Annotated in this window: 18 protein-coding genes; 16 read left to right on the top strand and 2 right to left on the bottom strand. The window is 70.6% G+C overall.

What is annotated here, in order from left to right:
* The 10 genes from VF139_07680 to VF139_07725 all read left to right on the top strand — a co-directional run.
* Nucleotides 1–579: 4Fe-4S dicluster domain-containing protein (locus VF139_07680; protein HEX6851275.1), on the top strand; the 579-nt coding region annotated here is incomplete at its 5' end.
* 12 nt (nucleotides 580–591) lie between these two features.
* The gene (gene nrfD / locus VF139_07685) at nucleotides 592–1,776 is read left to right on the top strand and encodes an NrfD/PsrC family molybdoenzyme membrane anchor subunit (protein HEX6851276.1); all 1,185 of its coding nucleotides are present in this window, start codon (nucleotides 592–594) and stop codon (nucleotides 1,774–1,776) included.
* Complete coding sequence (locus tag VF139_07690; GenBank protein HEX6851277.1) at nucleotides 1,755–2,861, top strand: cytochrome c family protein; 1,107 nt, start codon at nucleotides 1,755–1,757, stop codon at nucleotides 2,859–2,861. The genes nrfD (VF139_07685) and VF139_07690 overlap by 22 nt, the downstream gene beginning before the upstream one ends.
* A 24-nt stretch (nucleotides 2,862–2,885) precedes the next feature.
* Nucleotides 2,886–3,443: a hypothetical protein gene (locus VF139_07695; GenBank protein ID HEX6851278.1), complete on the top strand. Its 558-nt coding sequence runs from the start codon at nucleotides 2,886–2,888 to the stop codon at nucleotides 3,441–3,443.
* Complete coding sequence (locus VF139_07700; protein HEX6851279.1) at nucleotides 3,440–4,342, top strand: 4Fe-4S dicluster domain-containing protein; 903 nt, start codon at nucleotides 3,440–3,442, stop codon at nucleotides 4,340–4,342. Before VF139_07695 ends, VF139_07700 begins: the two co-directional genes overlap by 4 nt.
* 13 nt (nucleotides 4,343–4,355) lie before the next feature.
* Complete coding sequence (gene nrfD / locus VF139_07705) at nucleotides 4,356–5,567, top strand: NrfD/PsrC family molybdoenzyme membrane anchor subunit (GenBank protein HEX6851280.1); 1,212 nt, start codon at nucleotides 4,356–4,358, stop codon at nucleotides 5,565–5,567.
* A 25-nt stretch (nucleotides 5,568–5,592) separates the two neighbouring features.
* Nucleotides 5,593–7,008, top strand: coding sequence for a calcineurin-like phosphoesterase family protein (locus VF139_07710; protein ID HEX6851281.1), 1,416 nt, complete (start codon nucleotides 5,593–5,595; stop codon nucleotides 7,006–7,008).
* A 22-nt stretch (nucleotides 7,009–7,030) separates the two neighbouring features.
* A complete protein-coding gene (gene trkA, locus VF139_07715) occupies nucleotides 7,031–8,407 on the top strand; it encodes a Trk system potassium transporter TrkA (protein ID HEX6851282.1) in 1,377 nt (458 codons plus the stop codon).
* Complete coding sequence (locus VF139_07720; protein HEX6851283.1) at nucleotides 8,404–9,855, top strand: potassium transporter TrkG; 1,452 nt, start codon at nucleotides 8,404–8,406, stop codon at nucleotides 9,853–9,855. Before trkA ends, VF139_07720 begins: the two co-directional genes overlap by 4 nt.
* A gap of 1 nt (nucleotide 9,856) precedes the next feature.
* Complete coding sequence (locus tag VF139_07725; GenBank protein ID HEX6851284.1) at nucleotides 9,857–11,086, top strand: protein kinase; 1,230 nt, start codon at nucleotides 9,857–9,859, stop codon at nucleotides 11,084–11,086.
* A 75-nt stretch (nucleotides 11,087–11,161) separates the two neighbouring features.
* Here VF139_07725 and VF139_07730 read toward each other — a convergent pair whose 3' ends face one another.
* Nucleotides 11,162–11,770, bottom strand: coding sequence for a LysE family translocator (locus VF139_07730; protein ID HEX6851285.1), 609 nt, complete (start codon nucleotides 11,768–11,770; stop codon nucleotides 11,162–11,164).
* A gap of 86 nt (nucleotides 11,771–11,856) precedes the next feature.
* Between VF139_07730 and VF139_07735 the strand changes: the two genes are divergently transcribed.
* The 6 genes from VF139_07735 to VF139_07760 are packed head-to-tail and all read left to right on the top strand — an operon-like array spanning nucleotide 11,857 to nucleotide 20,693.
* Entirely contained in the window at nucleotides 11,857–12,306 is a 450-nt protein-coding gene (locus VF139_07735) for a response regulator transcription factor (protein HEX6851286.1), read from the top strand.
* 1 nt (nucleotide 12,307) lies between these two features.
* Nucleotides 12,308–13,375 (top strand): hypothetical protein, encoded by a 1,068-nt coding sequence (locus tag VF139_07740; GenBank protein HEX6851287.1) that lies wholly within the window; start codon nucleotides 12,308–12,310, stop codon nucleotides 13,373–13,375.
* Nucleotides 13,376–13,378: 3 nt separating this feature from the next.
* Nucleotides 13,379–16,363 carry an ELWxxDGT repeat protein gene (locus VF139_07745; protein ID HEX6851288.1) on the top strand — a complete coding sequence of 995 codons (2,985 nt, stop codon included), beginning with the start codon at nucleotides 13,379–13,381 and terminating at the stop codon, nucleotides 16,361–16,363.
* 35 nt (nucleotides 16,364–16,398) lie between these two features.
* On the top strand, nucleotides 16,399–19,428 hold the full coding sequence (locus tag VF139_07750; GenBank protein ID HEX6851289.1) for a two-component regulator propeller domain-containing protein: 3,030 nt from the start codon (nucleotides 16,399–16,401) through the stop codon (nucleotides 19,426–19,428).
* Nucleotides 19,425–20,060 (top strand): response regulator transcription factor, encoded by a 636-nt coding sequence (locus tag VF139_07755; protein HEX6851290.1) that lies wholly within the window; start codon nucleotides 19,425–19,427, stop codon nucleotides 20,058–20,060. The genes VF139_07750 and VF139_07755 overlap by 4 nt, the downstream gene beginning before the upstream one ends.
* A gap of 9 nt (nucleotides 20,061–20,069) precedes the next feature.
* Nucleotides 20,070–20,693, top strand: coding sequence for a DNA alkylation repair protein (locus VF139_07760; GenBank protein ID HEX6851291.1), 624 nt, complete (start codon nucleotides 20,070–20,072; stop codon nucleotides 20,691–20,693).
* Between the two features lie 4 nt (nucleotides 20,694–20,697).
* Here the strand turns inward: VF139_07760 and VF139_07765 are convergent, their stop codons facing one another.
* Entirely contained in the window at nucleotides 20,698–23,574 is a 2,877-nt protein-coding gene (locus VF139_07765; GenBank protein ID HEX6851292.1) for a hypothetical protein, read from the bottom strand.
* Nucleotides 23,575–23,586 lie beyond the last annotated feature (12 nt).

A 23,586-nucleotide genomic window follows, 5' to 3' on the forward strand; every position in this document is an offset into this window, starting at 1 on the left:
GAGAACGGGGTTCTTCAGGAGCCGTTCTACTTCCGCACCTGGGTGGAGCGGTACCACATCCCGCCGCGCGATCCCGCGAACCCGGAGCGCGAGGAGCATCCGGTCGTCGACTCGCCCAACGGCGGCTACGACGGGTTCCCCGAGCGTTACCCCGAGGGCGACGGCTCGAAGAACTTCTTCGTTCCGAAGATGTGCAACCACTGCCACAACTCGCCGTGCGTGCAGGTCTGCCCCGTCGGGGCGACGTTCGACAGCCCCGACGGCGTCGTGCTCGTCGACAAGTCGTATTGCCTGGGCTGCCGCTACTGCGTGCAGGCGTGCCCCTACGGCTGCCGCTACATCGATCCGCGCACCAACACCGTCGACAAGTGCACGCTCTGCTACCACCGGATCACGAAGGGTCTGACGACCGCCTGCTGCGAGTCGTGCCCCACGGGGGCGCGCCTGCTCGGCGACCTCCGCGACCCGGCCGACCCGATCCACGAGCTGCTGCGCACGAACAAGGTGCAGGTGCTCAAGCCCAACCTCGCCACCGGGGCGAAGCTCTACTACTCCGGCCTCGACGGCCAGGTCCGCTGAGGGGAGCGCGCGATGGAACATCTCCTTCACGGCGTCGAAGGCTTCATGTACCCCAACGAGATCGAGCTCCAGTGGAGCGTGCTGATCGTGCTCTACCCGTTCATCACGGGGCTCGTCGCGGGCGCGTTTATCCTCGCTTCGCTGCTGCGCGTCTTCAACGTCGAGGCGATCAAGCCGACCTACCGGCTCGCGCTGCTGACCGCCCTCGCGTTCCTCATCGTCGCGCCGCTCCCGCTGCAGATGCACCTCGGCCATCCCGAGCGCTCGTTCGAGATGTACCTCACCCCGCACACCACCTCGGCGATGGCGATGTTCGGGTTCGTCTACCTCTGGTACCTGCTGGCGGTGCTGGTCATCGAGATCTGGCTGGACTTCCGCCCGGAGATCGTTCGATTCGCGCAGGAGTCGACGGGCTGGAAGCGGCTGTTCTACCGGGCGCTGACGCTCGGGTCCTACAACGTGAGCCCGCGGGCGCTCGAGATCGACGACAAGGTGGGGTGGTTCATCACCGTCGTCGGCATCCCGTCGGCGTTCCTGCTCCACGGCTACGTCGGGTTCATCTTCGGCTCCATCAAGGCGAACCCCTGGTGGTCCACGCCGCTGATGCCGATCGTCTTCCTGTTCTCCGCGATCGTCTCGGGGATCGCGGCGGTGCTGTTGATCTACATCGTCTACTGCGTCACGAAGTCGATCAAGCTCGACATGCGCTGCCTCGACGCGATGGCGAAGTTCCTGTTCTTCGCCTTCCTGATCGACTTCACGCTCGAGTCCCTGGACCTGATCCACCGCATCTACGAGTCGGACGAGTCGTTCAAGACCCTCGACTTCATGGTGAAGACGAAACTCTACGGCTCGCACATCATCGTGCAGCTGATCCTGGGCACCCTCGCGCCCTTGGGGCTTCTGGCCCTGACCCAGATCCTGAAGCTGACGGAGAGCGCGCGGCGCAGCCTCTACACGATCGCGGCGGTGCTGACGCTCGTCGGGATCTTCGCGATGCGCTGGAACGTCGTGATCGGCGGACAGCTGTTCTCCAAGAGCTTCCTCGGATACACGACCTACAAGATGGGATTCGCCACCCGCGAGGGTCTGCTCCCGGCGATCGTGCTCATGATCCTGCCGTTCCTCATCCTCTGGGTGCTGGTCCGGCTGTTCCCCCCGATGAAGGAGACCTCATGCGCGGAATCTGGCTCCTGATCGGCGCGATCGCGGCCATCCCGTCCCGGGCGGCGATGCCCCAGCCCGCGAGCGCGGAGATCTGCGGGGACTGCCACCGGGCCATCGCCGAGGGTTGGAAGAAGTCGGCCCACGCCCGTGCGATGGAGAGCCGCCTCTTCCAGGAGGCCCTCCGGAAAGCCGGCGAGGACTTCGGCACGGACGCGAAGAAGGTCTGCCTCGGCTGTCACGCCCCGCTCGCGGTGAAGCTCGGCGACTTCGAGCTCGTGAAGAAGGTGAGCTGGGAAGGGGTCACCTGCGACTTCTGCCACTCGATCCGGTCGGTCGACGTGTCCGGCCCGAATCCGAAGGCGACCGTCGAGGTCTCGAACCTGAAGAGCGGACCGTCGAAGGACTCCGTCTCGCCCGCCCACGCGACGGCGTATTCGAAGGTGCACACGGAGTCCGAGACCTGCGCCGTCTGCCACGAGTACAGGAACGCGGGCGGCTTCGCCGTCGTCACCACCTACAGCGAGTGGAGGGAGAGCCCCGCCGGCAAGGGCGGCATCCCGTGCCAGGGGTGCCACATGTACCTCGTCCAGGGACAGGTCGTCGATCCGCGCGTGCGGCGGGAGTCCTCGCACCAGGTGAACCTGCACGAGATGCCCGGCAGCCACTCGATCGAGCAGCTCAACAAGGCGCTCAAGGCGTGGATGACGGTCAAACGCGACGGGAACACGCTGCGCGTGAACGTGCGCCTCTCCAACGACGGCGCCGGACACTACCTCCCGACCGGATCGCCGATGCGCCAGATCGTCCTCGAGGTCCGGGCGGCGCCGTTCGGGATCGACTCGATGCGCCAGGAGCGCAAGCTCACGCGCGCGCTGAAGGACGCCTCGGGCGCTCCGATCCAGCAGGAGCACGTCGCCTTCCTGAAGGCGGCCTCCGTGGCCTCCGACACGAGGCTGGCCCCGGACGAGACGCGGACGGAGACCTTCGCCTTCGAGGTGCCGAAAGACACGAAGACACGGGTGGAGACGAGGCTCTACTACGTCCACTCCCCCGCCGCAGGGAGCGATCTCGCGCGCCGGGTGAAGTTCATCGAGCTGGTGCAGATGGCTCCGTAGGAGTCTTCGCAGGGAGGGCCGACCATGACCGCGTCGCAGCGCCCGCTCGCCACGACGTGGCTCGTCGCGGCGCTCGCCGCAGGGGCGGCGGCGGCGGACCCCCCGCAGCTCGTCGAAGCCAAGGCGCCGCCCTTCAGCGAGGGGATCTTCCCCTGCAAGCAGTGCCACGACGGTCCGGGAGACCGCACGCGGCGGTCGCTGGGCTTCCACGAGGAGATCCAGGCCGCGTTCGACCACGATGCGGAGCACCGCTGGTGCCTGGATTGCCACGACAACGCGGACCGGGACGTCCTGCACCTGTCGAACGGCGATCCCCTCCCGTTCACCGAGTCCTACCGACTCTGCGGCCAGTGCCACGGCGACAAGTACCGGGACTGGCGGGCGGGGGTGCACGGCAAGCGCGTCGGCCGCTGGGACGGCGAGAAGACCTACTTCCTCTGCGTCAACTGTCACAACCCGCACTCCCCCCGATTCAAGGGCGTCGTGGAGATCGAGGTCGGGGGCGTGAAGACGACCGCGCCGACGTCCGAGAATCTGAAGCCCGAGCCGAGGCCACGCCGGCCCGGGGAGATGCGGCGATGAGCGCCGGGCGGACGAATCCGGGACACGACCCGGTGCGCCGCAACCTGCTCAAGATGGCCGGTGCGGGAGCGGCCGTCGCCGCCCTGTCGGGCTGCCGTATCGAGGAGTTCTTCCGGGCCCACTTCCGGGAGCTGTCGAAGGCCGACCTCGACGCCGCGCTCCGGGGCATCGAGCGGTCGAATCTCGAGCGGTTCGGGAAGCGAACGACCGTGGACGCCACCGGGGCGCGCCCGGGCGTCGAGTTCGGTTACGGCCTCGACCTTTCGCGTTGCGTGGGCTGCCGGCGCTGCGTGTACGCGTGCGTGAAGGAGAACAACCCGTCCCGCGAGCACCCGCAGATCCACTGGATCCGGGTCCTGGAGATGGACAAGGAGCACGGCGTCGATCTGATGCACTCGGAGATCTACTACGAGCCGGAAACGGTTCCGCAGCCCGGCAAGTTCTACTTCCCGGTCCAGTGCCAGCAGTGCCGCGACGCGCCCTGCGTGAAGACCTGCCCCACCGGCGCCACCTGGCAGGAGCCCGACGGCATCGTGGTCATCGACTACGACTGGTGCATCGGTTGCCGCTGCTGCATGTCGGCCTGCCCCTACGGCGCACGACACTTCAACTGGGCCGAGCCGACGCTGCCGGCGGAGGAGCTGAACCCGGACCAGCACTACCTCGGCAACCGCCCGCGCCCCAAGGGCGTCGTGGAGAAATGCACCTTCTGCATCCAGCGGACGCGCAAGGGGCTCTACCCGGCGTGCGTCGAGGTCTGCCCCGTCGGCGCGCGGAAGTTCGGGAACCTGCTCGACCCCGAGAGCGAGGTGCGCAAGGTCATGGACACCAAGCGCGTCTTCATCTTCAAGGAAGAGCTCGCGACCCACCCGCGGTTCTTCTACTTCTACGCCACCTGAGGCCGGAGCGACGATGCGCGGATTTCTGGAGTTCGTCCGCGGATGCGGCCGCCAGGTCGTCCGGGGGGACCGTGCGTACTGGGCGTGGCTCGCGGGGCTCGGGATCGCCATCGCGATCGGGGCCTTCGCCTACGCCAACCAGTTCCGGAGCGGCCTGATCGCGACGAACATGCGCGACCAGGTGTCGTGGGCCTTCTACGTCGGCAACTTCACGTTCCTCGTCGGCGTGGCCGCGGCGGCGATCCTCCTGGTCATCCCCGCCTACGTCTACCAGTGGAAACCGATCAAGGAAGTCGTCCTCCTGGGGGAGCTGCTCGCGATCTCGGCGCTCGCGATGTGCCTGCTGTTCGTCGTGGTCGACGTCGGGCGCCCCGACCGGCTGCTGCACATGGCGCCGTTCCTGGGAACGCCGAACTGGCCCGCCTCGCTCCTCGCGTGGGATGCCCTCGTGCTCAACGTCTACCTCGCGCTCAACCTCGTGCTGGTGGTCTACATCCTGTTCAAGGCGTATCGGGACGAGCCGGCGGACATGCGCATCCTCGTCCCGCTCGTGCTCCTGTCGATCCCCGTGGCGATCTCGACGCACACGGTGACCGCGTTCCTCTACAACGGCATGGCGTCGCGGCCGTACTGGAACGCCTCGATCCTGGCGCCGCGCTTCATCGCCTCGGCGTTCTGCTCGGGCCCCGCGGTGATGCTGATCCTCTTCCAGATCCTGCGCCGCACGGTGAAGCTCCCCATCAGGGACGAGGCGATCTGGAAGATCGCCGAGCTGATGGCCTACGCGATGTTCCTGAACCTGTTCCTGCTCGGCGCCGAGGTGTTCAAGGAGTTCTACTCGGCGACCGAGCACACCCTCTACACGCGCTACCTGTGGTTCGGCATCGGCGAGCACACGGCGCTCGTGCCGTACGCCTGGCTGTCGCTCGCCTGCAGCGTGGTCGCGTTCGTCCTCTTCCTGGTCCCCGCGACCCGTCGCAATTTCAAGACGCTGAACCTCGGGTGCGTCCTGATCTGGGCGGGGGTCTACATCGAGAAGGGGATGGGGCTCGTCATCCCCGGGATGACCCCGGACACGCTCGGCGAGATCTACGAGTACCGACCGACCCTCAACGAATGGTGCATCGCCGCGGGGATCTTCGGGATCGGGTTCCTCGTCTTCACGATCCTCGTGAAGATCTCCGTCCCGATCCTGTACGGCACCTTCCACGCCAGGCACGAGTGAGGGTCGGGCCCCGTATACTCGCGCCGTGCGCCGACGCGACTTCCTCCACCTCGCCGCCGCCTCGGCGGTGGGCGCGCTCGTTCCCTCCCGCCCCGCGCGTGTGCGGGGTGTCGTCCGCTCCGCAGGGAAGGGGATCGCCGGCGTCGCGGTCAGCGACGGACGGACGGTCGTCGGGACGGCGTCCGACGGCACGTTCGAGCTCGTCACCACCTCCGAGCGCGAGTTCGTGCAGATCGCCGTTCCCTCCGGGTACCGCATCCCGACGCATCCGTGCGGGACCGCCCGCTTCTACGCGCCGGTCGCGCCGGAAGCGGTCTTCGACCTGGAGCCCCTTCCGGTCTCCGACGAGCGACACACCCTCCTCGCGCTCGGCGACATCCAGACGGAGGACCGGGAGGAGATGGGCTGGTTCCACGAGCGGAGCGTTCCGGACCTGCTGGAGACGATCGGCCGGCAGGAAAACCGGCACGTCGTGGGGCTCGCCCTCGGCGACCTGATGTTCGACGACCTGTCGCTGTATCCGAGGTACGAGGAATCGGTGCGGCGCATGGGGGTGCCGTTCTTCCAGGTGATCGGGAACCACGACCTCGACCAGGAGGCGGCGGTCGACGAGGACTCGACGCGGACCTTCACCCGGCACTTCGGGCCCCGCTACGCCAGCTTCGATCGCGGGGCCGTCCACTACGTGATCCTCGACGACGTCTTCTGGAACGGCGAGGGATACCTCGGCTACCTCGACGCCGACCAGCTGGCATGGCTCTCGGCCGACCTCGCGCTCGTCGAGAAGGGGCGCACCGTCGTCGTCGCCACGCACATCCCCCTGCAGGGAAGCCACGACGTCCGCCAGGGAAGGAAGAAGCCGACGCCGACGATGTCGGTCACGAATCGCGAGCTCCTCTTCCGGCTCCTCGAGCCGTACCGGGTGCACGTCCTCGCGGGACACACGCACGAGAGCGAGCACCTCTTCCATCACGGCCTGCACGAACACGTCGCCGGGGCGATCTGCGGCGCGTGGTGGAGCGGGCCGATCTGCGCCGACGGCACGCCGAACGGCTACGCCGTGTACGACGTGAAGGGAGAGGAGGTCACCTGGCGCTACAAGGCGGTCGGCCGGCCGGAGGACCACCAGATCCGCGTCGAGCGGGCCGACGACGGCGAGATCGTCGCGAACGTGTGGGACTGGGACCCGAAATGGGAGGTCGTCCTCTACGTGGACGGGGCCCGGCGGGGGGCGATGGAGCGGCGGAACGGCCGCGACCCGCTGAGCGTGCGGCTGCACCGGGGTCCGGACCTTCCCGAGCGCCGGAAGTGGGTGGAGCCGTACGTGACCGCGCACCTGTTCTTCGCGAAACCCCCGGACGGCGCGCGCGACGTCCGGGTCGAGGCGACGGATCGGTTCGGGCGCGTGTCGACGGCCTCCATCGCCGTTGGCCCCGCCTGATCCTTCGGCTACGATTCGCGGGATGCGCGTCCTCATCGTCGGCGGTGGACAGGTCGGCTCCCTGATCGCCCAGCGCCTCACCCGCGAGGGGAACGAGGTCACCGTCGTCGAGGCCGGGCACGAGCGGTGCCTCGAGCTCGAGTCGCAGCTCGACGCCAAGATCGTCGAGGGGAACGCCGTGCGCGTGCGCACGCTGCGCAAGGCCGGGATCCGGGACGCCGAGATGCTGATCGCCGTGACCGACCAGGACGAGATCAACGTCCTGGCCTGCCTCATCGCCCAGGCCGAGTCGAACGTCCGGGTGAAGATCGCCCGGATCCGCACCCACGAGGTCGACCACTGGAGGCGCATCACGGCGGCGACCGGCCTCCGGATCGACATGATCATGCACCCCGAGAGCGCGATCGCGGAGCGGATCATGCGCGTGATCCGCGTGCCCGGCGTCTCCGACGTCTTCGACTTCGCCGACGGGAACGTGCGGCTGTTCGGGATGAACGTCGAGGCCGGAAGCCCGGTGGAGGGGAAGACCCTCGAGGAGCTCGACCGCGCCGGGCCGCCGCGGGACTCGCTGATCGCGATGATCTTCCGCGGCACCCAGGTGATCATCCCGCACGGGGCGGAGCGGCTGCGCGAGGGGGACCACGCCTACGTCGTCACGACGCGGGAGAACTGGTCCGAGGTCCTGAAGTTCATGGGGCTCGCGGAGCAGGCGCCGGTGCAACGCGCCTTCATCGTGGGCGGGAAGCAGATGGGGATCACCTGCGCGGAGCTGCTCGAGGCCCAGGGGGTCGACGTCAAGCTGTTCGAGCCGGACGCGGGGCGCGCGACCCGGATCGCCGAGATCCTGAGGAAGTCGATCGTCGTCCACGCCGACGGGACCGACCAGAAGGTCCTCGAGGACGAGAACGTGGAGGGGGTCGACGTCTTCCTCGCCCTGACCGGCCACGACGAGGACAACATCATCGCCTCCCTGCTCGCCCGCCGACTCGGCGTGCGCAAGGTCGTCGCGCTCATCAACCGCCCGAACTACATCCCGATGGCCCAGCGCCTCGGGGTCAACACCACGGTCAGCCCGCGCCTGGTCGCCGTGGACCGGATCCTCCAGTTCGTGCGGAAGGGGAGCGTCCTCTCCGTGACGACGTTCCGGGAGGAGGAAGCCGAGGCGATCGAGCTGATCGCCCCCGAACGGTCCCGTCTGATCGGGCGCAAGCTGCGCAACGTGAAGCTCCCCGAGGGGGCGATCGTCGGCGCGATCGTGCGTCCCGACGGCGAGGTCCGCGTTCCCCGGGGCGACGTCGAGATCCACCCCGGCGACCGGGTGATCTTCTTCGCGCTGGAATCGGTCGTCCCGAAGCTCGAGTCGGCGTTCCTCGTGGAGCTCGGGAAGCGGCGTCCGTGATCCGGGTCCGCGCGCTCGCGCACGTGCTGGGTCCCCTGCTCGTGGCCCTCGCGGCGTTGTTCCTGGTCCCGCTCGGCTGGGCCGTCTGGAGGCGCGATCCCGGCATCGACGAGCTCGGCGTCTCGACGGCGATCACCCTGGCGGCCGGCGCGGCCCTCTGGACCTGGGGAAAACGCCCCGACCGCGCGCTCGGCGGCCGCGAGGCGACGCTCCTCGTGGCGGTGGCGTGGCTCGCCGTCGTCCTGTTCGGGGCGCTTCCGTTCGCCTTCGACCCCGCCTTCCCGACCTTCGCCGACGCCTTCTTCGAGTCCGCCTCCGGGTTCACGACGACCGGCGCGACCGTGCTGGAGAAAGTCGAGGTCCTCGACGCCCCGATCCAGTTCTGGCGCTGCTTCACCCACTGGATCGGCGGGATGGGGATCGTGCTCCTCGGCATCGCGATCCTCCCGCTCGTCGGCCACGGCGGCATGAACCTCTACCGCGCCGAATTCTCGGGGGCGCGCTCCGAGAAGATCCGGCCGCGCATCGCGGAGACGGCGCGGTCGCTCTGGAAGGTCTACCTCGCCCTGACGATCGCGCAGTACGTGGCCATGCGCCTGGCGGGAGTGTCGCCGTTCGAGTCGCTCTGCCACACCTTCGGGACGCTGGGGACCGGCGGCTTCTCGACGCGGACCGCGAGCGTCGGCGGGTTCGAGAGCCCGGCCGTGGAGTGGATCGTCATCACCTTCATGTTCCTGTCCGGGATGTCGTTCGTGCAGCACTACCGCTGGCTCGTCGAGCGGCGGGTGGGAAGCGTCTGGCGCGACGTCGAGTTCCGCGGGTACGTCGCCGTCGCCCTGGCGGCGACGGCGCTGATCGTGCCGTTCCTCATGCGGTACTCCGGCTACGACCTCGAGCGGGCGATCCGCGGCGCCGCGTTCCAGGTCGTCTCGATCCAGACGACGACCGGGTTCATGTCCGAGGACTTCGAGTTGTGGCACCCGCTTCCGCAGGTCCTCCTCCTCAGCCTCATGTTCATCGGAGGCTGCACCGGCTCGACCGCGGGCGGGCTGAAGGTGGCGCGCGTGATGCTGCTGGGCGGGGTCGTCTACCGCGAGTTCCGGCGGATGGTGGAGCGTCGGGGCGTCTTCGCCGTGCGCCAGGGGGGGAAGGTCGTCCCCGAGGAGACGATCCAGGGGCTGCTCAGCCTCGTCTACCTCGCCTTCCTCGTGAACTTCGTCTCGGTTCTCGCGCTCGCGGCGGCCGGCGTGGACGTGTTGACCGCGATCTCCGCGGTCGCCGCGTGCATGTTCAACGTCGGCCCCGGCCTCGGCACGGTCGGCCCCGCGGAGTACTACGGCCACCTCCCGCAGTTCGTGAAATGGGTGTTGTCCGGGTGCATGATCGCGGGGCGTCTCGAGTTCTACACGACGATCGTGATCCTGACCCCCGCGTTCTGGAGGCGTTGAGATGCGGACGGCCCTCGACGCCAGCGCGCCCTTCCGGGCGCTCCCCCCGGCTCTCCTCGACCTCGTCGTCGCGAAGGCGACGCTTCGGGACTTCGCGGCGGGGGAGACGATCATCGCGCAGGGCGCCGCGGCGGGTGCGCTCTACGTCCTCTCGGCGGGGGAGGCGCGGGTCGTCCTCCACGATCACGGCGTGGCGCGCTCGCTCGCGACGGTCGGCCGCGGCGCCGTGCTCGGCGAGATGGCGCTCCTCACCGCGGGTCCCAGCACCGCGGAGGTCGTCGCCGCGACCGACGTTCGGGCGCTCGAGCTGCTTCCCGCCGACTTCTTCGCCCTCGTCGCGGATCACCCCGACCTCGCCGTCGTCCTCACCCATCTCGTCGCGGAGCGGCTGGGGAGCGCGCGCGGCGACGGCCTCGGCGGGAAGGTCCTCGAGGGGTACCGCATCGGCCGGCCGGTGGGTCGCGGCGCGATGTCGGTCGTCTACGAGGCCGAAGAGGTCGCGAGCGGCCGTCGCGTCGCGTTGAAGATGATGAGCCACCGCCTCGTCCATCGCGCCGACGCGATCGCGCGGTTCGAGCGGGAAGCCCGCGTCCTCCGATCGCTCGATCACCCGGGCATCGCACGTCTGATCGGCGACTTCCCGGCGTTCGGCACGCGGTTCCTGGTGCTCGAGTTCGTCGAGGGGGAGTCGCTCGACCGCCGCCTCGAGCGCGACGGCGCGCTTCGCACCGCCGACGCCCTGAAGTTGCTCGCCCGGATCGCCGACGCCCTCGCCCACGTCCACGCGCGAGGGGTCGTCCACCGCGACCTGAAGCCCGGGAACGTGATGCTCCCCAACGCGGGGGGCGTGAAGCTCCTCGACTTCGGCCTCGCCGACACCGGCGTCGAGCACGTGATCGCGGGGAGCGTCCTCTACATGCCCCCCGAGCAGATGGAGGGGAAGGACTCCGGTCCGGCGGCCGACGTCTACGCCTTCGCCTGCATGGCGATCGAGATGCTCTCGGGGCGCCTGCCGTTCGAGGGGCGCACCCCCGAGCGGCTCCACGAGGAGAAGCTCCGCTACGTCGTCCCGCAGGCGGAACAGATCGCGCCGCGACTGCCGGCGAAGGTGCACGCGTTCCTGGCCGCGGCGATGCTCCCGGAAGCGGAGCGGCGGCCGGCGATGAAGGCGACCGTGTTCGTGCGGTCGCCGCTTCGGTTCTTCGGGCGGTGGAACCGCGCCACGCACTGAGGCGCGGGTCGGGGGAGCGCGGGGCGCGCGGAATCGCGCGGCGATCGGCCGAAGGTGGATCGAGAGGGATTCGTCCTACCGGAAGGCGGCGAGTACGCCCAGGGTCAGGTACGTGGCGGCGCCGAACCGGTGCACCCAGCGATCCGTGCCCGGCCGATCCCGCCACCAGGCGCCGAGCGTTCCCGCCGTCATCGCCCACAACGCGTCGGTCAGGAGGCCCAGCCCGACGAAGATCAGTCCGAGGACGAGCAGCTGGCGTTGGGCCTCCCCCTTCGCCGGATCGACGAACTGGGGAAGGAAGGCGAGCAGGAAGAGCGCGGACTTGGGGTTGAGCAGATTCACGATCACGCCATCGCGGAATACCTGCAATAAGGATCGTTCGGAGTGGGCAGCGTCTCGCGCGTCGCTGCCGTTCGCGGTACGCAGGGCGCGAACGCCGAGAACCACGAGGTAGGCGGCTCCCGCGATCTGCACCCCCCGCAGCGCCCCCGGTCGGGCCAGCAGGAGCGCCGACACCCCCAGCCACGCGAGCATCACGTGGGTCACTCCCCCGATCGACAACCCCAACCCCGAGACAAACCCGGCGAGCCGCCCTTGTCGAATCGCGGTCGCCACGATGTAGAGGACCGCCGGGCCGGGGGTCACGAGGATGGCGAGGGCGGCGAGGAGGAACAGCGCGGACACCGCGGCATGGTACGGCGAATACCTCCGCGGAGTCAGGAACTCCCTTACACCGCGCCCCGGCGCGGCCGCGTACAACAGCGGCCGACATGAGCGAGCGCAGCCGCCCCCTGAGAATCCTGCTGGTCGACGACAACGAGATCTTCCTCACGGCGGCCGGGGGCTGGTTGTCCCGGCAACCGGGGCTCGACCTCGTGGCGACGGCCGGCGACGGCGAGGAGGCGCTGGCCGTCCTCCCCACGGCGAAGCCCGACCTCGTCGTCATGGACACCTTCATGCCCGGGATCGGCGGACTCGAGGCGACACGCCTCATCAAGTCCGCTCCCGGGGCCCCGTACGTCGTGATGGTCAGCGTGCACGAGGGGCCGGCGATCGAACGGGAAGCGTGGGCCGCCGGGGCCGACGGCTTCGTCACGAAGGCGGAGCTTTACGCGCACCTTCCGGCGCTGATTCAGGAGCTCTTCGCGACGAAGCCGCCGAGCCGCGGCGTGTCGCGATCGAAGTCTTCGGCAATTCAAGGCGAACAAGGAGGACAGTGAGATGCGTTTCGAGAATTCGATGAAGACGGTGGTCGCGGCGATCGCGATCGTGACGGCGGCGACGGTGGCCCTGGCGGCCCCTCCCGGGAAGCCCCGGTTCGTCCCGATGGGCGAGACCTACCTCGTCCCGATGGACATGAACGGCGACGGCTCGGTGATCGTCGGTCGCGGGTACTTCGGCCTCCCGACCTTCCGCTACACGATCGCGGGGGGCGTCGAGAACCTCGGCGGCGGGTGCGGCGCCGGGACGGCGTCGGTCTCCGAGGACGGCAACACCGTCCTCAGCTGCATCACGCGCCCCGACGGCGTCGAGGCGGCGGCGGCGTGGACCGGCAGCGACTGGCAGGACCTCGGCTCGGTGGCGGGCGCGGTCAACTGCGACGCCAGCCTGAGCAGCGGCTGGGATCTCTCCGGTGACGGGCGGACCGCGGTCGGTCTCGTCTGGCTCGCACAGATCTGCCGGGCCCACGCGGGTTCGTGGGACCTCGAAAACGGCGGTCCGGCGACGGACCTGGGCTCGCTCGTCGAGGGGCGCGCCACACGGGCGAACGCCGTGAACTTCGACGGCACCATCATCGCCGGCTGGCAGGACGATGAGGTCGGTCAGCGCGCGGGGGCGATGTGGGTGAACGGGGTCGAGTCGCCCGTTCTCACCGAGGCCGGCGAGAGCGTCGGCGAAGTCCAGTTCGTGAACGGAGACGGCTCCGTGATGGTCGGCAACAACTACCCGTACGGCACCCCGAACTCGTGGGTCTGGACCGCGAAGCGCGGCTTCACCACGATCGACGCGCCGAGCACCCTCTTCCAGCTCTTCGCGATCGACGCCGCCGACGACGGCTCCGTCGTCGTGGGCCTCGGCCGCGATCGTCAGGGGAACCCCAAGGGGTTCATCTGGACGCTGAACGGCTCGAAGTTCACGTGGATGGACGACTACCTCGCCAAGAAGGGCCTCGCCCCCGGCTGGAAGATCGGCTCCGTGAGCGCGATCTCCGGGGACGGCAGGACCCTCGCCGGGTACGGGATCAACCCGAACGGCGACGTCGAAGGGTTCGTCCTCGAGAACTTCTGATCCGTGGCTGCTTCGGGGAGGTCATGGAAGAGGGGAGCCTCCGGGCTCCCCTCTTTCTTTCTGACGGCGGTCCTGCTGGCGTCCCCCGCGCTCGGCGCGCCGTACCGCGTCCGCGAGATCGCGGCTCCCGCGACGGTCGGCTCGTCGAACCCGTCGGGGTTCGTCCCCCTCGCCGGTTCCGTGCTCTTCTCCGCCTGCGACCCGTTCCACGGCTGCGAGCTGTGGAGAAGCGACGGCACCGCGGCGGGCACGACCCTCGTGAAGGACATCCAGCCCGGTCCCGGCGGCTCGGGCCCGCAGGGGCTCACCCGCGTCGGGGCGTCGGTCTTCTTCGGCGCCGACGACGGCGCCTCCGGCGCGGAGCTGTGGCGAACCGACGGCACGTCGTCCGGCACCGTCCGGGTCCGGGACATCGCCCCCGGCAGCGGCGCTTCTTCCCCCCAGCAGCTCGTCGATCTCGGCGGAACCCTCCTGTTCACGTCGACGACGCCGTCCGAGGGGCGCGAGCTGTGGAGGTCCGACGGCACCGAAGCGGGGACGGTTCTCGTGAAGGACATCCGCCCCGGTGCTTCGTCCTCCTCGCCGTCGGAGGTCCGGGTCTACCTCGGCGCGTTGTTCTTCGGGGCCGACAACGGCACGCAGGGTCGCGAGCTGTGGAAGTCCGACGGGACCGCGGCGGGGACGGTCCTCGTCAAGGACATCGATGCGGGGACCGGGTCGTCGCGGCCGTCATGGCCGATCGTCGTCGGGACGACGATGTACTTCGCCGCCGCCACCGCCGCCGACGGCGAGGAGCTCTGGAAGACCGACGGCACGACCTCCGGCACCGTTCTCGTGAAGGACATCCAGGCGCGGGAGTTCTCCTCCTCCCCCACGTCGCTCGCCGCCTTCGGCGGAACCGTCTACTTCGCCGCCGACGACGGGCAGGACGGCGCGGAGCTCTGGCGCAGCGACGGGACCGCCGCGGGGACCGTCCTCGTGAAGGACGTCCGGTCCGGTGCGACGGGGTCGTTTCCCGCGAGCCTCGTCGTCTCGGGCGGGCGGCTGTTCTTCACCGCCGACGACGGCACGCACGGCGTCGAGCTCTGGCGCAGCGACGGCACCGCCGCCGGAACGACGCTCGTGCGCGACATCGTCGCGGGGGCGGGGGATGGAATCCCGTCGCTGCTGACGGACCTTTCCGGCACCCTCGTCTTCCGCGCCGACGACGGAATCTCGGGGAGCGAGCCGTGGGCGAGCGACGGGACGCCCACCGGGACGGGGCGGATCGTCGATCTCGCGCCGGGAGCGGCGGGCTCGTCGCCGACGGCGCTCGTCGCGATCGCGGGAACGCTCTGGTTCGGCGCGGACGACGGCACCTCGGGACGCGAGCCATGGCGGACCGACGGGAGCGCAGGGGGGACCGCGAAGCTCGACGACCTGCACGGCGGAGCGCGGGACGCGGGGATCCGCGTGCCGGTCGACCACGCGGGTTCCCTCGTCTTCGCGGCGGACGACGGCGTCTCGGGCTCGGAGTTGTGGAGCTCCGACGGGAGCGGCGCGGGGACGGCGCTCGCGGCGGACGTGCGGGTCGGCTCCGACGCCTCGACCCCCGATCGCACGCGCGCGACGGCGGGCCGGACGTTCTTCACCGCCGACGACGGTGTCTCGGGTCGCGAGTTGTGGAGCTTCGCCGGTTCGGCGTCGCGCGCGAAGGACATCCGCCCCGGCGCGCCCGGTTCCGACCCGCAGAACTCGAGGGCGTTCTCCGGCGCGTTGTGGTTCAGCGCCGACGACGGAACTTCCGGCCGGGAGCTGTGGAGGAGCGACGGCACGGAGACGGGGACCACGCGGGTGAAGGACATCGCACCGGGAGCGACCGGCTCGGTCCCGTTCGCACTCGCGGAGCTTTCAGGCCGTCTGTATTTCAGTGCGACGGACGGCGCCCTCGGCACGGAGCTCTGGACGAGCGACGGCACGGAGGCGGGGACGTCGCTCGTGAAGGACGTCAATCCGGGATCCGGCTCCTCGGGTTCCGACGCCCTCACCGCGGTCGGCGGGACGCTCTTCTTCACCGCCTACACGTCGGCGGCGGGGCGCGAGTTGTGGAAGAGCGACGGCTCCACCGCGGGAACCGCGCTCGTGAAGGACATCCGCGGCGGAAGCGTGGACTCGACGCCGGGGCAGCTCACCGCGCTCGGAAGCACGCTTCTCCTCGCCGCGAACGACGGGGCGACCGGTCTCGAGCTCTGGCGCAGCGACGGAACCGACGCCGGGACGACGCTCGTCGCGGACCTGCGTCCCGGAAGCGCGTCGTCGGCGCCGAGATCGTTCGCGGCGGCGGCGGGAGGGATCGTCCTCTTCGCGGCGGACGACGGCGCGCGCGGCGCGGAGCTGTGGCGTACCGACGGCACCCCCGCGGGGACGGCGCTCGTCGCCGATCTCCTCCCGGGCACGGGGGGCTCCTCGCCGGCCTCGCTCGTCGCGGTCGACGGCGTCGTGTACTTCGCCGCGACCGACGCGACCCACGGCCGGGAGCTGTGGCGCAGCGACGGTTCGGCCGCGGGGACCCGGCTCGTCGAGGACCTCTCCACGGGCTCGGCCTCGTCGAGCCCGACGGAGCTCGCCGTCTCGGGAGGCCGCCTCTATTTCTCGGCGAACGGGAACGGCGCGAAGGGGGAGATCTTCGACCGGCAGCTCTGGGCGCTCGACCTCGACTGTCTCCCGGGGGAGGTCGACGGCCTGACGCTCGCCCGCAACGGGGCCTCGGCGGAGCTCGCCTGGAACGCCGTCGGCGGGGCCACGGGCTACGACGCCGTCCGGGCCACGTCGCCCTCGGGCTTCGCCTCGGGAGCGGTCTGCCTTCCCGCCGCCGGAACGACGGCGAGCGACCCGGCGGTGCCGTCGGGGACGTTCTACTACCTCGTCCGCGCGAGGAATGCCTGCGGCGCCGGGACCGCCGGGCTCACGAGCTCCGGGGGCCCGCGCAGCGTGGTCGACTGCCCCTGAGCGACCGCGCGCTGGTACGATCCGTCGCGCCCGTCATGAGAATCCCCGCCGCGCTCCTCGCGATCGCCCTCGCCGCTTCCGTGGAGGGGCACGCATTCGAGGGGCTCGACCTCGAGACGGCGACCGCACTCCACCAGGACCGCGCGGGGTTCGTCTGGGTCGGGACGCGCGAGCGGCTGATCCGTTACGACGGATACGAGTCGATGACCTACGAGCACGACCTCGGCGACCCGCGGTCGATCTCCGACAACGACATCCGCAGCTTTTTCGAGGACCGGGCCGGGAACCTCTGGGTCGCGACGAACACCGGAGGGCTCAATCGACTGGACCCCCTCCGCCGGGGGTTCACGTCGTACCGCCACGACCCCGCCGACCCGCGATCGCTCGTGCACGACAGCGTGTACGCCGTCGCGGAGGACCGGGACGGGAAGATCTGGGTGGGAACCCAGGGCGGCCTCTGCCGGCTCGACCCGGTCTCGGGGAGCTTCGATCGTTTTCCCGCAGGGGCCGGGGGGCCGGCCCACGACTGGATCATCGACCTGCTCGTGGACCGCGACGGGGTGCTGTGGGTCGGCACGAACGGAGGCGGTCTGAACCGCCGCGATCCGGCGACCGGGACGTTCCGCGCGTCGGGGGGGCCGTTCGCCTACGGACTGGTCGAGGGGGACGACGCGACGCTGTGGGTGGCGAACGACGTCGGAGTCTACCGGTTCGATCGTGCCCTGGGGACCGTAACCCCCATCCCGTTCGAGGACGGCGGCGCGCGCGTCGTGACCACGCTTTCGAGGGAGACGGACGGCACCCTGTGGGCCGGGACCTTCGACACGGGGATCTGGTACCTCGCTCCCGGCACGCGCGCGCTCCGGCGCCAGCCGATCCCGGGGGACGGAACTCCCCCTGTGGTGAACCGGATCGTGGACCTGATGGTCGACGCCGGCGGGACCGTCTGGGTCGGGTCGTGGGGGACGGGACTCCACCGTGTCACCCGCGGAGCGCGACAGTTCCGCGAGGCGGGAGCGAGCCTCGGCCGAGCCGACGTCACCGCGGTCTTCGAAGATCGTCGGGGAAGCCTGTGGTTCGGGGGCGGGGAAGGGGGTCGGGGCGGGAACCTCCGCCGGGTCGACGCAGACGGGCGCGTCACCAGCTACTCCATCGACGGAGCGCCGCTCGCGCTCCTCGATCGCGGCGGCGGCCGCTTGTGGGTCGGCACCACATCGGGGCTCCGATCGCTCGACGCTCGAACCGGGCGCCACGACACCGTCGAGGGCGTCGGTGCGACCTGGGTCTGGGACCTGATCGCCGACCGCGGCGGTTCCGTGTGGATCGCCGCCGGGGAGCGCGGCCTGCTGCGCCGCAGCGCCGACGGGACCTTCGAGCGGTTCGTGCCGGACCCCGCCGATCCGGGAACGATCAGCGACTCCTACCCGATCTCGCTCCTCGAGGACCGCGAGGGGACGATCTGGATCGGGACGCGCTCCGGAGGTCTGAACACGTGGAGTCCAAGGACTCGGGCGTTCACGCGTCACCTCCCGGACCCCGCCGACCCGGAGTCGCTGCGGCACCACAACGTCACGGCGGTCGTGCAGGATCGGACGGGGAGCGTGTGGGTGGGCACCTCGGGGGGCGGACTTCACCGGGCCTTCCGCCGGACCGCGGACGGGCCGATCCGCTTCCAGCGCTTCGGCGAGGCGGAGGGGCTCGTCGACGACAACGTCGTGAGCCTCGTCGAGGACGACGACGGGTCGCTTTGGATCGGCACGCGACGCGGTCTCTCGCGGCTGGACCCGGCGCGGAAGGCGTTCGCCAACTACGACCTGCGCGACGGGTTGCCGAGCCCGGAGTTCAACGTCGGTGCGGCCGCGGCGGCGGGGCCGCGGCTGGTCTTCGGCACGCGCCGCGGCGTGTTGTCGATCGACCGGGCGACCTCGTTCCCGCCGCGCGAGCCCTCCCCCACGGTCCTCACCTCGATCCGCACCCTCGAGGGCCCGCTCGAGCCGGCGGCGTCGCTCGAGGTCCGCTGGGGGGAGGCGCTCTCCTTCGAGGCCGCGGTCCTCGACTTCGGCGAGCGCGGACGTCATCGGTACACCTATCGCCTCGAAGGGCTCCAGGAAGCCTGGGTCGAGCTCGGGACCCGCCGCGAGATCACCTTCACGCATCTCGACCCGGGGACGTACGTGCTCCGGGTCCGCGGCCGGAACGATCAGGGGGTCTGGAGCGAGATCCCCGAGCCCCTGCGGATCCGGATCGTCCCACCGTTCTGGATGACGCTCTGGTTCCGCCTGCTCGTCGTGTCGTCGGTCGTGGGGCTCGCGTGGGCCTGGCACGTGAGGCGGACGGGGAGCCTCGAGCGGCGCAACCGCGAGCTCGAGCGGCTGCAGAGCGAGCTGCGCGTGGCCTACGGCCGGCTGCGCGGGCTCACCCGGCGCCTCGAGGCGGCCAAGGAGGAGGAGCGCAAGCACATCGCCCGGGAGTTGCACGACGAGATGGGGACGGCGCTCACCACGATGAAGCTCAACCTGCAGCTGCTCGGCGGCTCGGCTCCCGAGGAGGGGACGCGACGGGTCGCCGACTCGATCGGCCTGATCGATCGGATGATCGGCCACGTCCGCGAGCTCTCCCTCGACCTCCGGCCGCCGCTGCTCGACGAGCTCGGCCTCGCCGCCGCCCTGCGTGGATACCTCGAGGCGCTCTCGCGCCGATCGGGGATCGGGATCGAGCTGCGCGCGGAGGGGGTTCCGGCGGCCCTCCCCGACGACGTCGCGATCGCCGCGTTCCGCGTCGCGCAGGAGGCGGTGACCAACGTCCTCCGGCACGGGGGAGCCGGCCGGGTGGAGGTCGATCTGGGCTACGATCGCGCCGGGCTGGAGCTGACGGTCGTCGACGACGGCCGGGGGTTCGACGTCGCCGCCGCCTTCGAGCGCGCCGGATCGGGCCGCCACCTGGGTCTGCTCGGCATGCGCGAGCGTGTGGAGGCGATGGGCGGGAGCCTCGCGGTCGAGTCGACCCCGGGGAGCGGGACGCGCGTGCACGCGCGGCTTCCGCTCGAGGACGGAGCGACGCCGTGAAGGTCGTGCTGGCCGACGATCACACCCTCTTCCGCGAAGGGGTGCGCTCGCTGCTCGAGCGGATTCCCGGGGTCGAGGTCGTCGCGGAGTACGGCGACGGCCGCGAGGCGCTCGACGGGATCGAGCGCCACCGCCCCGACGTGGCGCTGCTCGACATCACCATGCCGGGGCTGAACGGCCTCGAGGTCGCGACCCGCGTGATGCGCGCCTCGCCGGGGACGCGCATCCTGCTCCTCTCGATGCACGCGAACGAGGCGTACGTCTCCCAGGCGCTGCGCGCCGGCGTCGCGGGGTATCTCCTCAAGGACGCGGCGGCGGCCGAGCTCGAGCTCGCCCTGCGCGCCGTCGTTCAGGGGAACCGTTACCTCAGCCCCGCGATCTCGAAGCAGGTCGTCGACGGGTTCGTCGAGGGGCGCACGCTCGAGGCGGACCCCCTCGCCGGGATTCCGGCGAGGCAACGCGAGATCCTCCAGCTCATCGCGGAGGGGAAGAACACCAAGGAGATCGCCGCGATCCTCGGCGTGGGGATCAAGACCGTCGAGACCCACCGATCGAGGCTGATGGACCGGCTCGGCATCCACGACGTCGCCGGACTCGTCCGTTTCGCCATCCGCGCGGGGCTCGTGCAGTAGACTGCCTTCGTGACCCTCACCGACGTGTTGTCCGCCCTCGATGCCGCCGACCAGGAGCCGCCGAAAAAGCGCGTCTCCCGCCTCGCCGCCCTGAAGAAGTCGATCGGGACCGACGACGCGCTGGCGCGCGCGCTCTGGGAGACCGGCCGCCGGGACGCCCGCGTCCTGGCGACGACGGTCGCCGATCCCGGTCACGTCGATCGCTCCACGCTCGACGCGTGGGCCGGCGCGGTCGACGACGCCGCGCTCGTCGAGTCGTTCTCGCGTCTCGCGGGAGCGGTCCCGGGCACCGAGGTTCTCGCGCGGACGTGGATCGATGCGCAGGCCGAGTGGACCCAGGCCGCGGGGTGGTCGACGCTCGGCCAGTTCGTCGGGAAGGGAGGCGTCCTCACCGACGCGGAATGCGTCGTCCTTCTCGCGAGGATCGACGCCGGCCTGCGCGACGCGACGCCGGGGGTCCGGGACGCGATGAACGGCGCGCTGATCGCCATCGGCGCTCGCGGCGGCTCCCTCCAGAAGAAGGCGCTCGTCGTCGCCAAGCGGATCTCGAAGATCCTCGTCGGATCCGACGCGGTGGAGCAGATCCACCGGCTCGGCGACCGCGCGAACGTCGAGAAGTTCTGGTCGAGGTAGGCGGCTACCGGGATAAGTCGCACGCGTGCGCCACCCGCACGAGGTAATAGACCCCTTCGCCCGGTGCCGGGTCCGGCCGCGCGTCGTCCCAGTACGGCGTCGCGAGCTCCGAGGCGAGCACCGTCGCCGCGCCGCCCAGATCCCCGCCGAGCACGTCATAGGCGGCGCTCGCCTGGGCGCTCCAGCTCACCCGCGTCGGCGGTCCCTTCGCGACCGCGACCCCCGAGACCTCCACCGCGACGACCCAGGCGTCCGGATCGGCCGGCGCGCAGTCGCAGGCGTCCCCCGCGGGATCGCCGTCGGCGTTCGTCTGGCCGGGGTTCGCGAGCAGGGCGCAGTTGTCGTCGGGGTCGAAGACCCCGTCGCCGTCGGGATCGGGGCGGCGGACGTCGAGGTACACCGCCGACTGGGGGATCAGCCGCGTGGCGAGGTCGAGGGCGCCGTCGGTCACCGTGTGACGCGCGGGGGGAAACGTCGGCGCGATCGCGTGCGCCGCGAGCAGCGGCGCGACCTCGGCGGGGGAGTAGAGCCCCGTCGACGGGTCCTTGAGCGGCAAGGCGTCGAGGGCGAGCTTCGCCGGGTGGTTGCGGTCGATGCGGTACTCGAGGACCTCGACGACCGGGAAGCGCAGGTTGCGCAGGCGCAGGGTCGCATCCCACCCGCCGGTCTCCGCGCATCCCGTGTCCTTCGGGTCGTGTGCGTAGACCAGCAACCGGTCGGCAGCCGGCTCCACGCTGCGCCATCCCGCGAACACGACCCCCGCGTCCTGCACGGCCGGGATGGAGCGCAGGTCGTGCGACATCCGGGCGGCGAGCGCGGCGAAGTGGAAAAACGGCGTGCGCACCGCTTCGACGCGGTCCTGCGTCCCGTTCCCGTCCTCGTCGATGCGCATGAGCCCCGCGAGCGAGGTTAACCCTTCGAAGTTGTAGTTGAACGGCCAGGCGGTGAGGACCGACTCGCCCCCGGCCTTCCGCGGATCGGCGACCGCCTCGTCGAGCAGGCGGCGGAAGTAGTCGCCGCCCCAGGCGGGAAGGTACGCGCCCCAGCGGTACATGACCCTCGACGCCGGGTCGCGCCTCGGGACCCAGTCGGGGGTCGTCTCGTGGCTGCTGACGAGCAGGTCGGCGTAACCGGCCGGGTCGAGGGCGAGCGCGCGGTTGCGCGCGAGGCGGATCGTCTCCGCGGCCCCCGCGGCGTCGTCGTACGTGTGCACCGAGAGGAAATCGAGCGGGCACCCCTCGTTCGCGTGGTCGGTGCAGAAACGCTCGACGCGCGCGGCGCGCCGGCCGGCGAACGCCGGATTCGCGCAGACGAAGTTGACGTCGGTGTAGGCGCCCGGGTTGGGCGAGTCGGCGACCGGGGAGCAGTGGTAGAGGATCTGCCCCTCGTACCCGGGAAACAGCCCGGTCGCCTCGAGCCCGCCGATGCGGATCGACGCCGTGTCGATCGCGCGCTCCTCGAAGGCGCGCAGGATCGCGTTCGTCGTGTAGTCGTAGTATTCGAGGAACTCGTTGTCGGTCCCCACCCAGAAGATCGGGAGGTCCGGCTCGTTCCCCACCGACCAGGTCCACGTCGCCGTCTGCGTGCCGTAACGGTCGATCAGATGCCCGACGAAGGTCCGCACGAAGAGGTCCCACTGGTCGTAGTCCTTCGGACGGTCCGGACAGGCGCCGCCGTATTCGTTCTCTCCCGTCGCGATCCGGCAGAGGTCGTAGGGGGTGCCGTGGAAGGTGACGAGCGGCTTCCGCCCGTGCGCGACGTGCCGGTCGAGCTCGTCGTGGACGCGGTCCCACCAATAGACCGGGGTCCCGACCGGGGCGAACTTGCGCACGGCGCCCAGCGGCAGCGTGAAGTTCCCCGGCGTCGTCGGATTGTCGTCCCGGTACGCCTGGGGGTAGTCGAGCACCCAGCTGGCGGGAGGACCGACGAGGCCGGCGACCTTCAGGGTGCCGTTGCCGTCGTTCACCGCCTGGACGGTCGCGAGCTCGGATTTGAACCGGTCGCACACGAGGACCCGGTCCCCCTTCGCGTAGTCGAGGGAAAGCGGGCGGTCCGGCTCGATCCCGTAATACGGCCCCTCGACGAGGTCGGCGAGGTGGAGGACCGTCGACGCTCCCTGCACGGACATCGCCACGATCCGCCGCGTCTCCCGCTCGCGCACGACGTTCGCGTTCCCGTCGAAGGCGCCGAGCCCCGCCTGCCAGTAGTCGCCCAGGAGCGGGAAGTCGCGCTGCTGCTCGAAGAACTCCGGCGCCTCGGCCCGCGCCTGGTCGATCAGCGCGTAGACCGGCTCCTGATCGTAGGTGACGCTGGAGTCGAAGTTGACCTTCACCTCCCCCGCGAACCACCGCCCCGTCCAGTGCACCGTCGGGAGCGCCGTGTCGATCGTCCACCCGACCGAGGCGCCGTCGAGCGCGCGGCGCGTGGTGAACGACCAGCTCGACGCCGCGGGGTTGATCGCGACCCCGTCGAGGGTCCGGGTGAAGACCGTGACGGTGTAGCTCCACGACGGGGCGAGCGGGGTCGCGCGGGTCACGTGCACGCCGGTCCCCGAGCTCGTTCCGTCGTTGAAGTCGTGGAACGTGCCGGAGTAACCGGGGCGCCACGCGCGCCCGGCGCCCAGGACCTCCTCGGAGCCGCCGCTCCAGCTCAGCGTGACCGTCATCGCGTTCGGGTCGAGCGCTCCCGCGGGGAGATTCGATACCGGAACGACCACCTCGAACCAGAGGGTGGTCGGCGTCGGCACGTTCGCGGCCGCGCTGCACGGACGGGGTGAGGGATGAACCGGCGCGCAGTCGGAGACGAGGGCGGGGGCGGTCGAGGCCGCCCCCGCGGGAAAGGCGAAGGTCAGGAGAAGCGGAGCCCATCCCCGTGCGCGCACGGGCGGAAGGAT

This window comes from Candidatus Polarisedimenticolaceae bacterium (assembly GCA_036376135.1).
Taxonomy (GTDB): Bacteria; Acidobacteriota; Polarisedimenticolia; order Polarisedimenticolales; family DASRJG01; genus DASVAW01.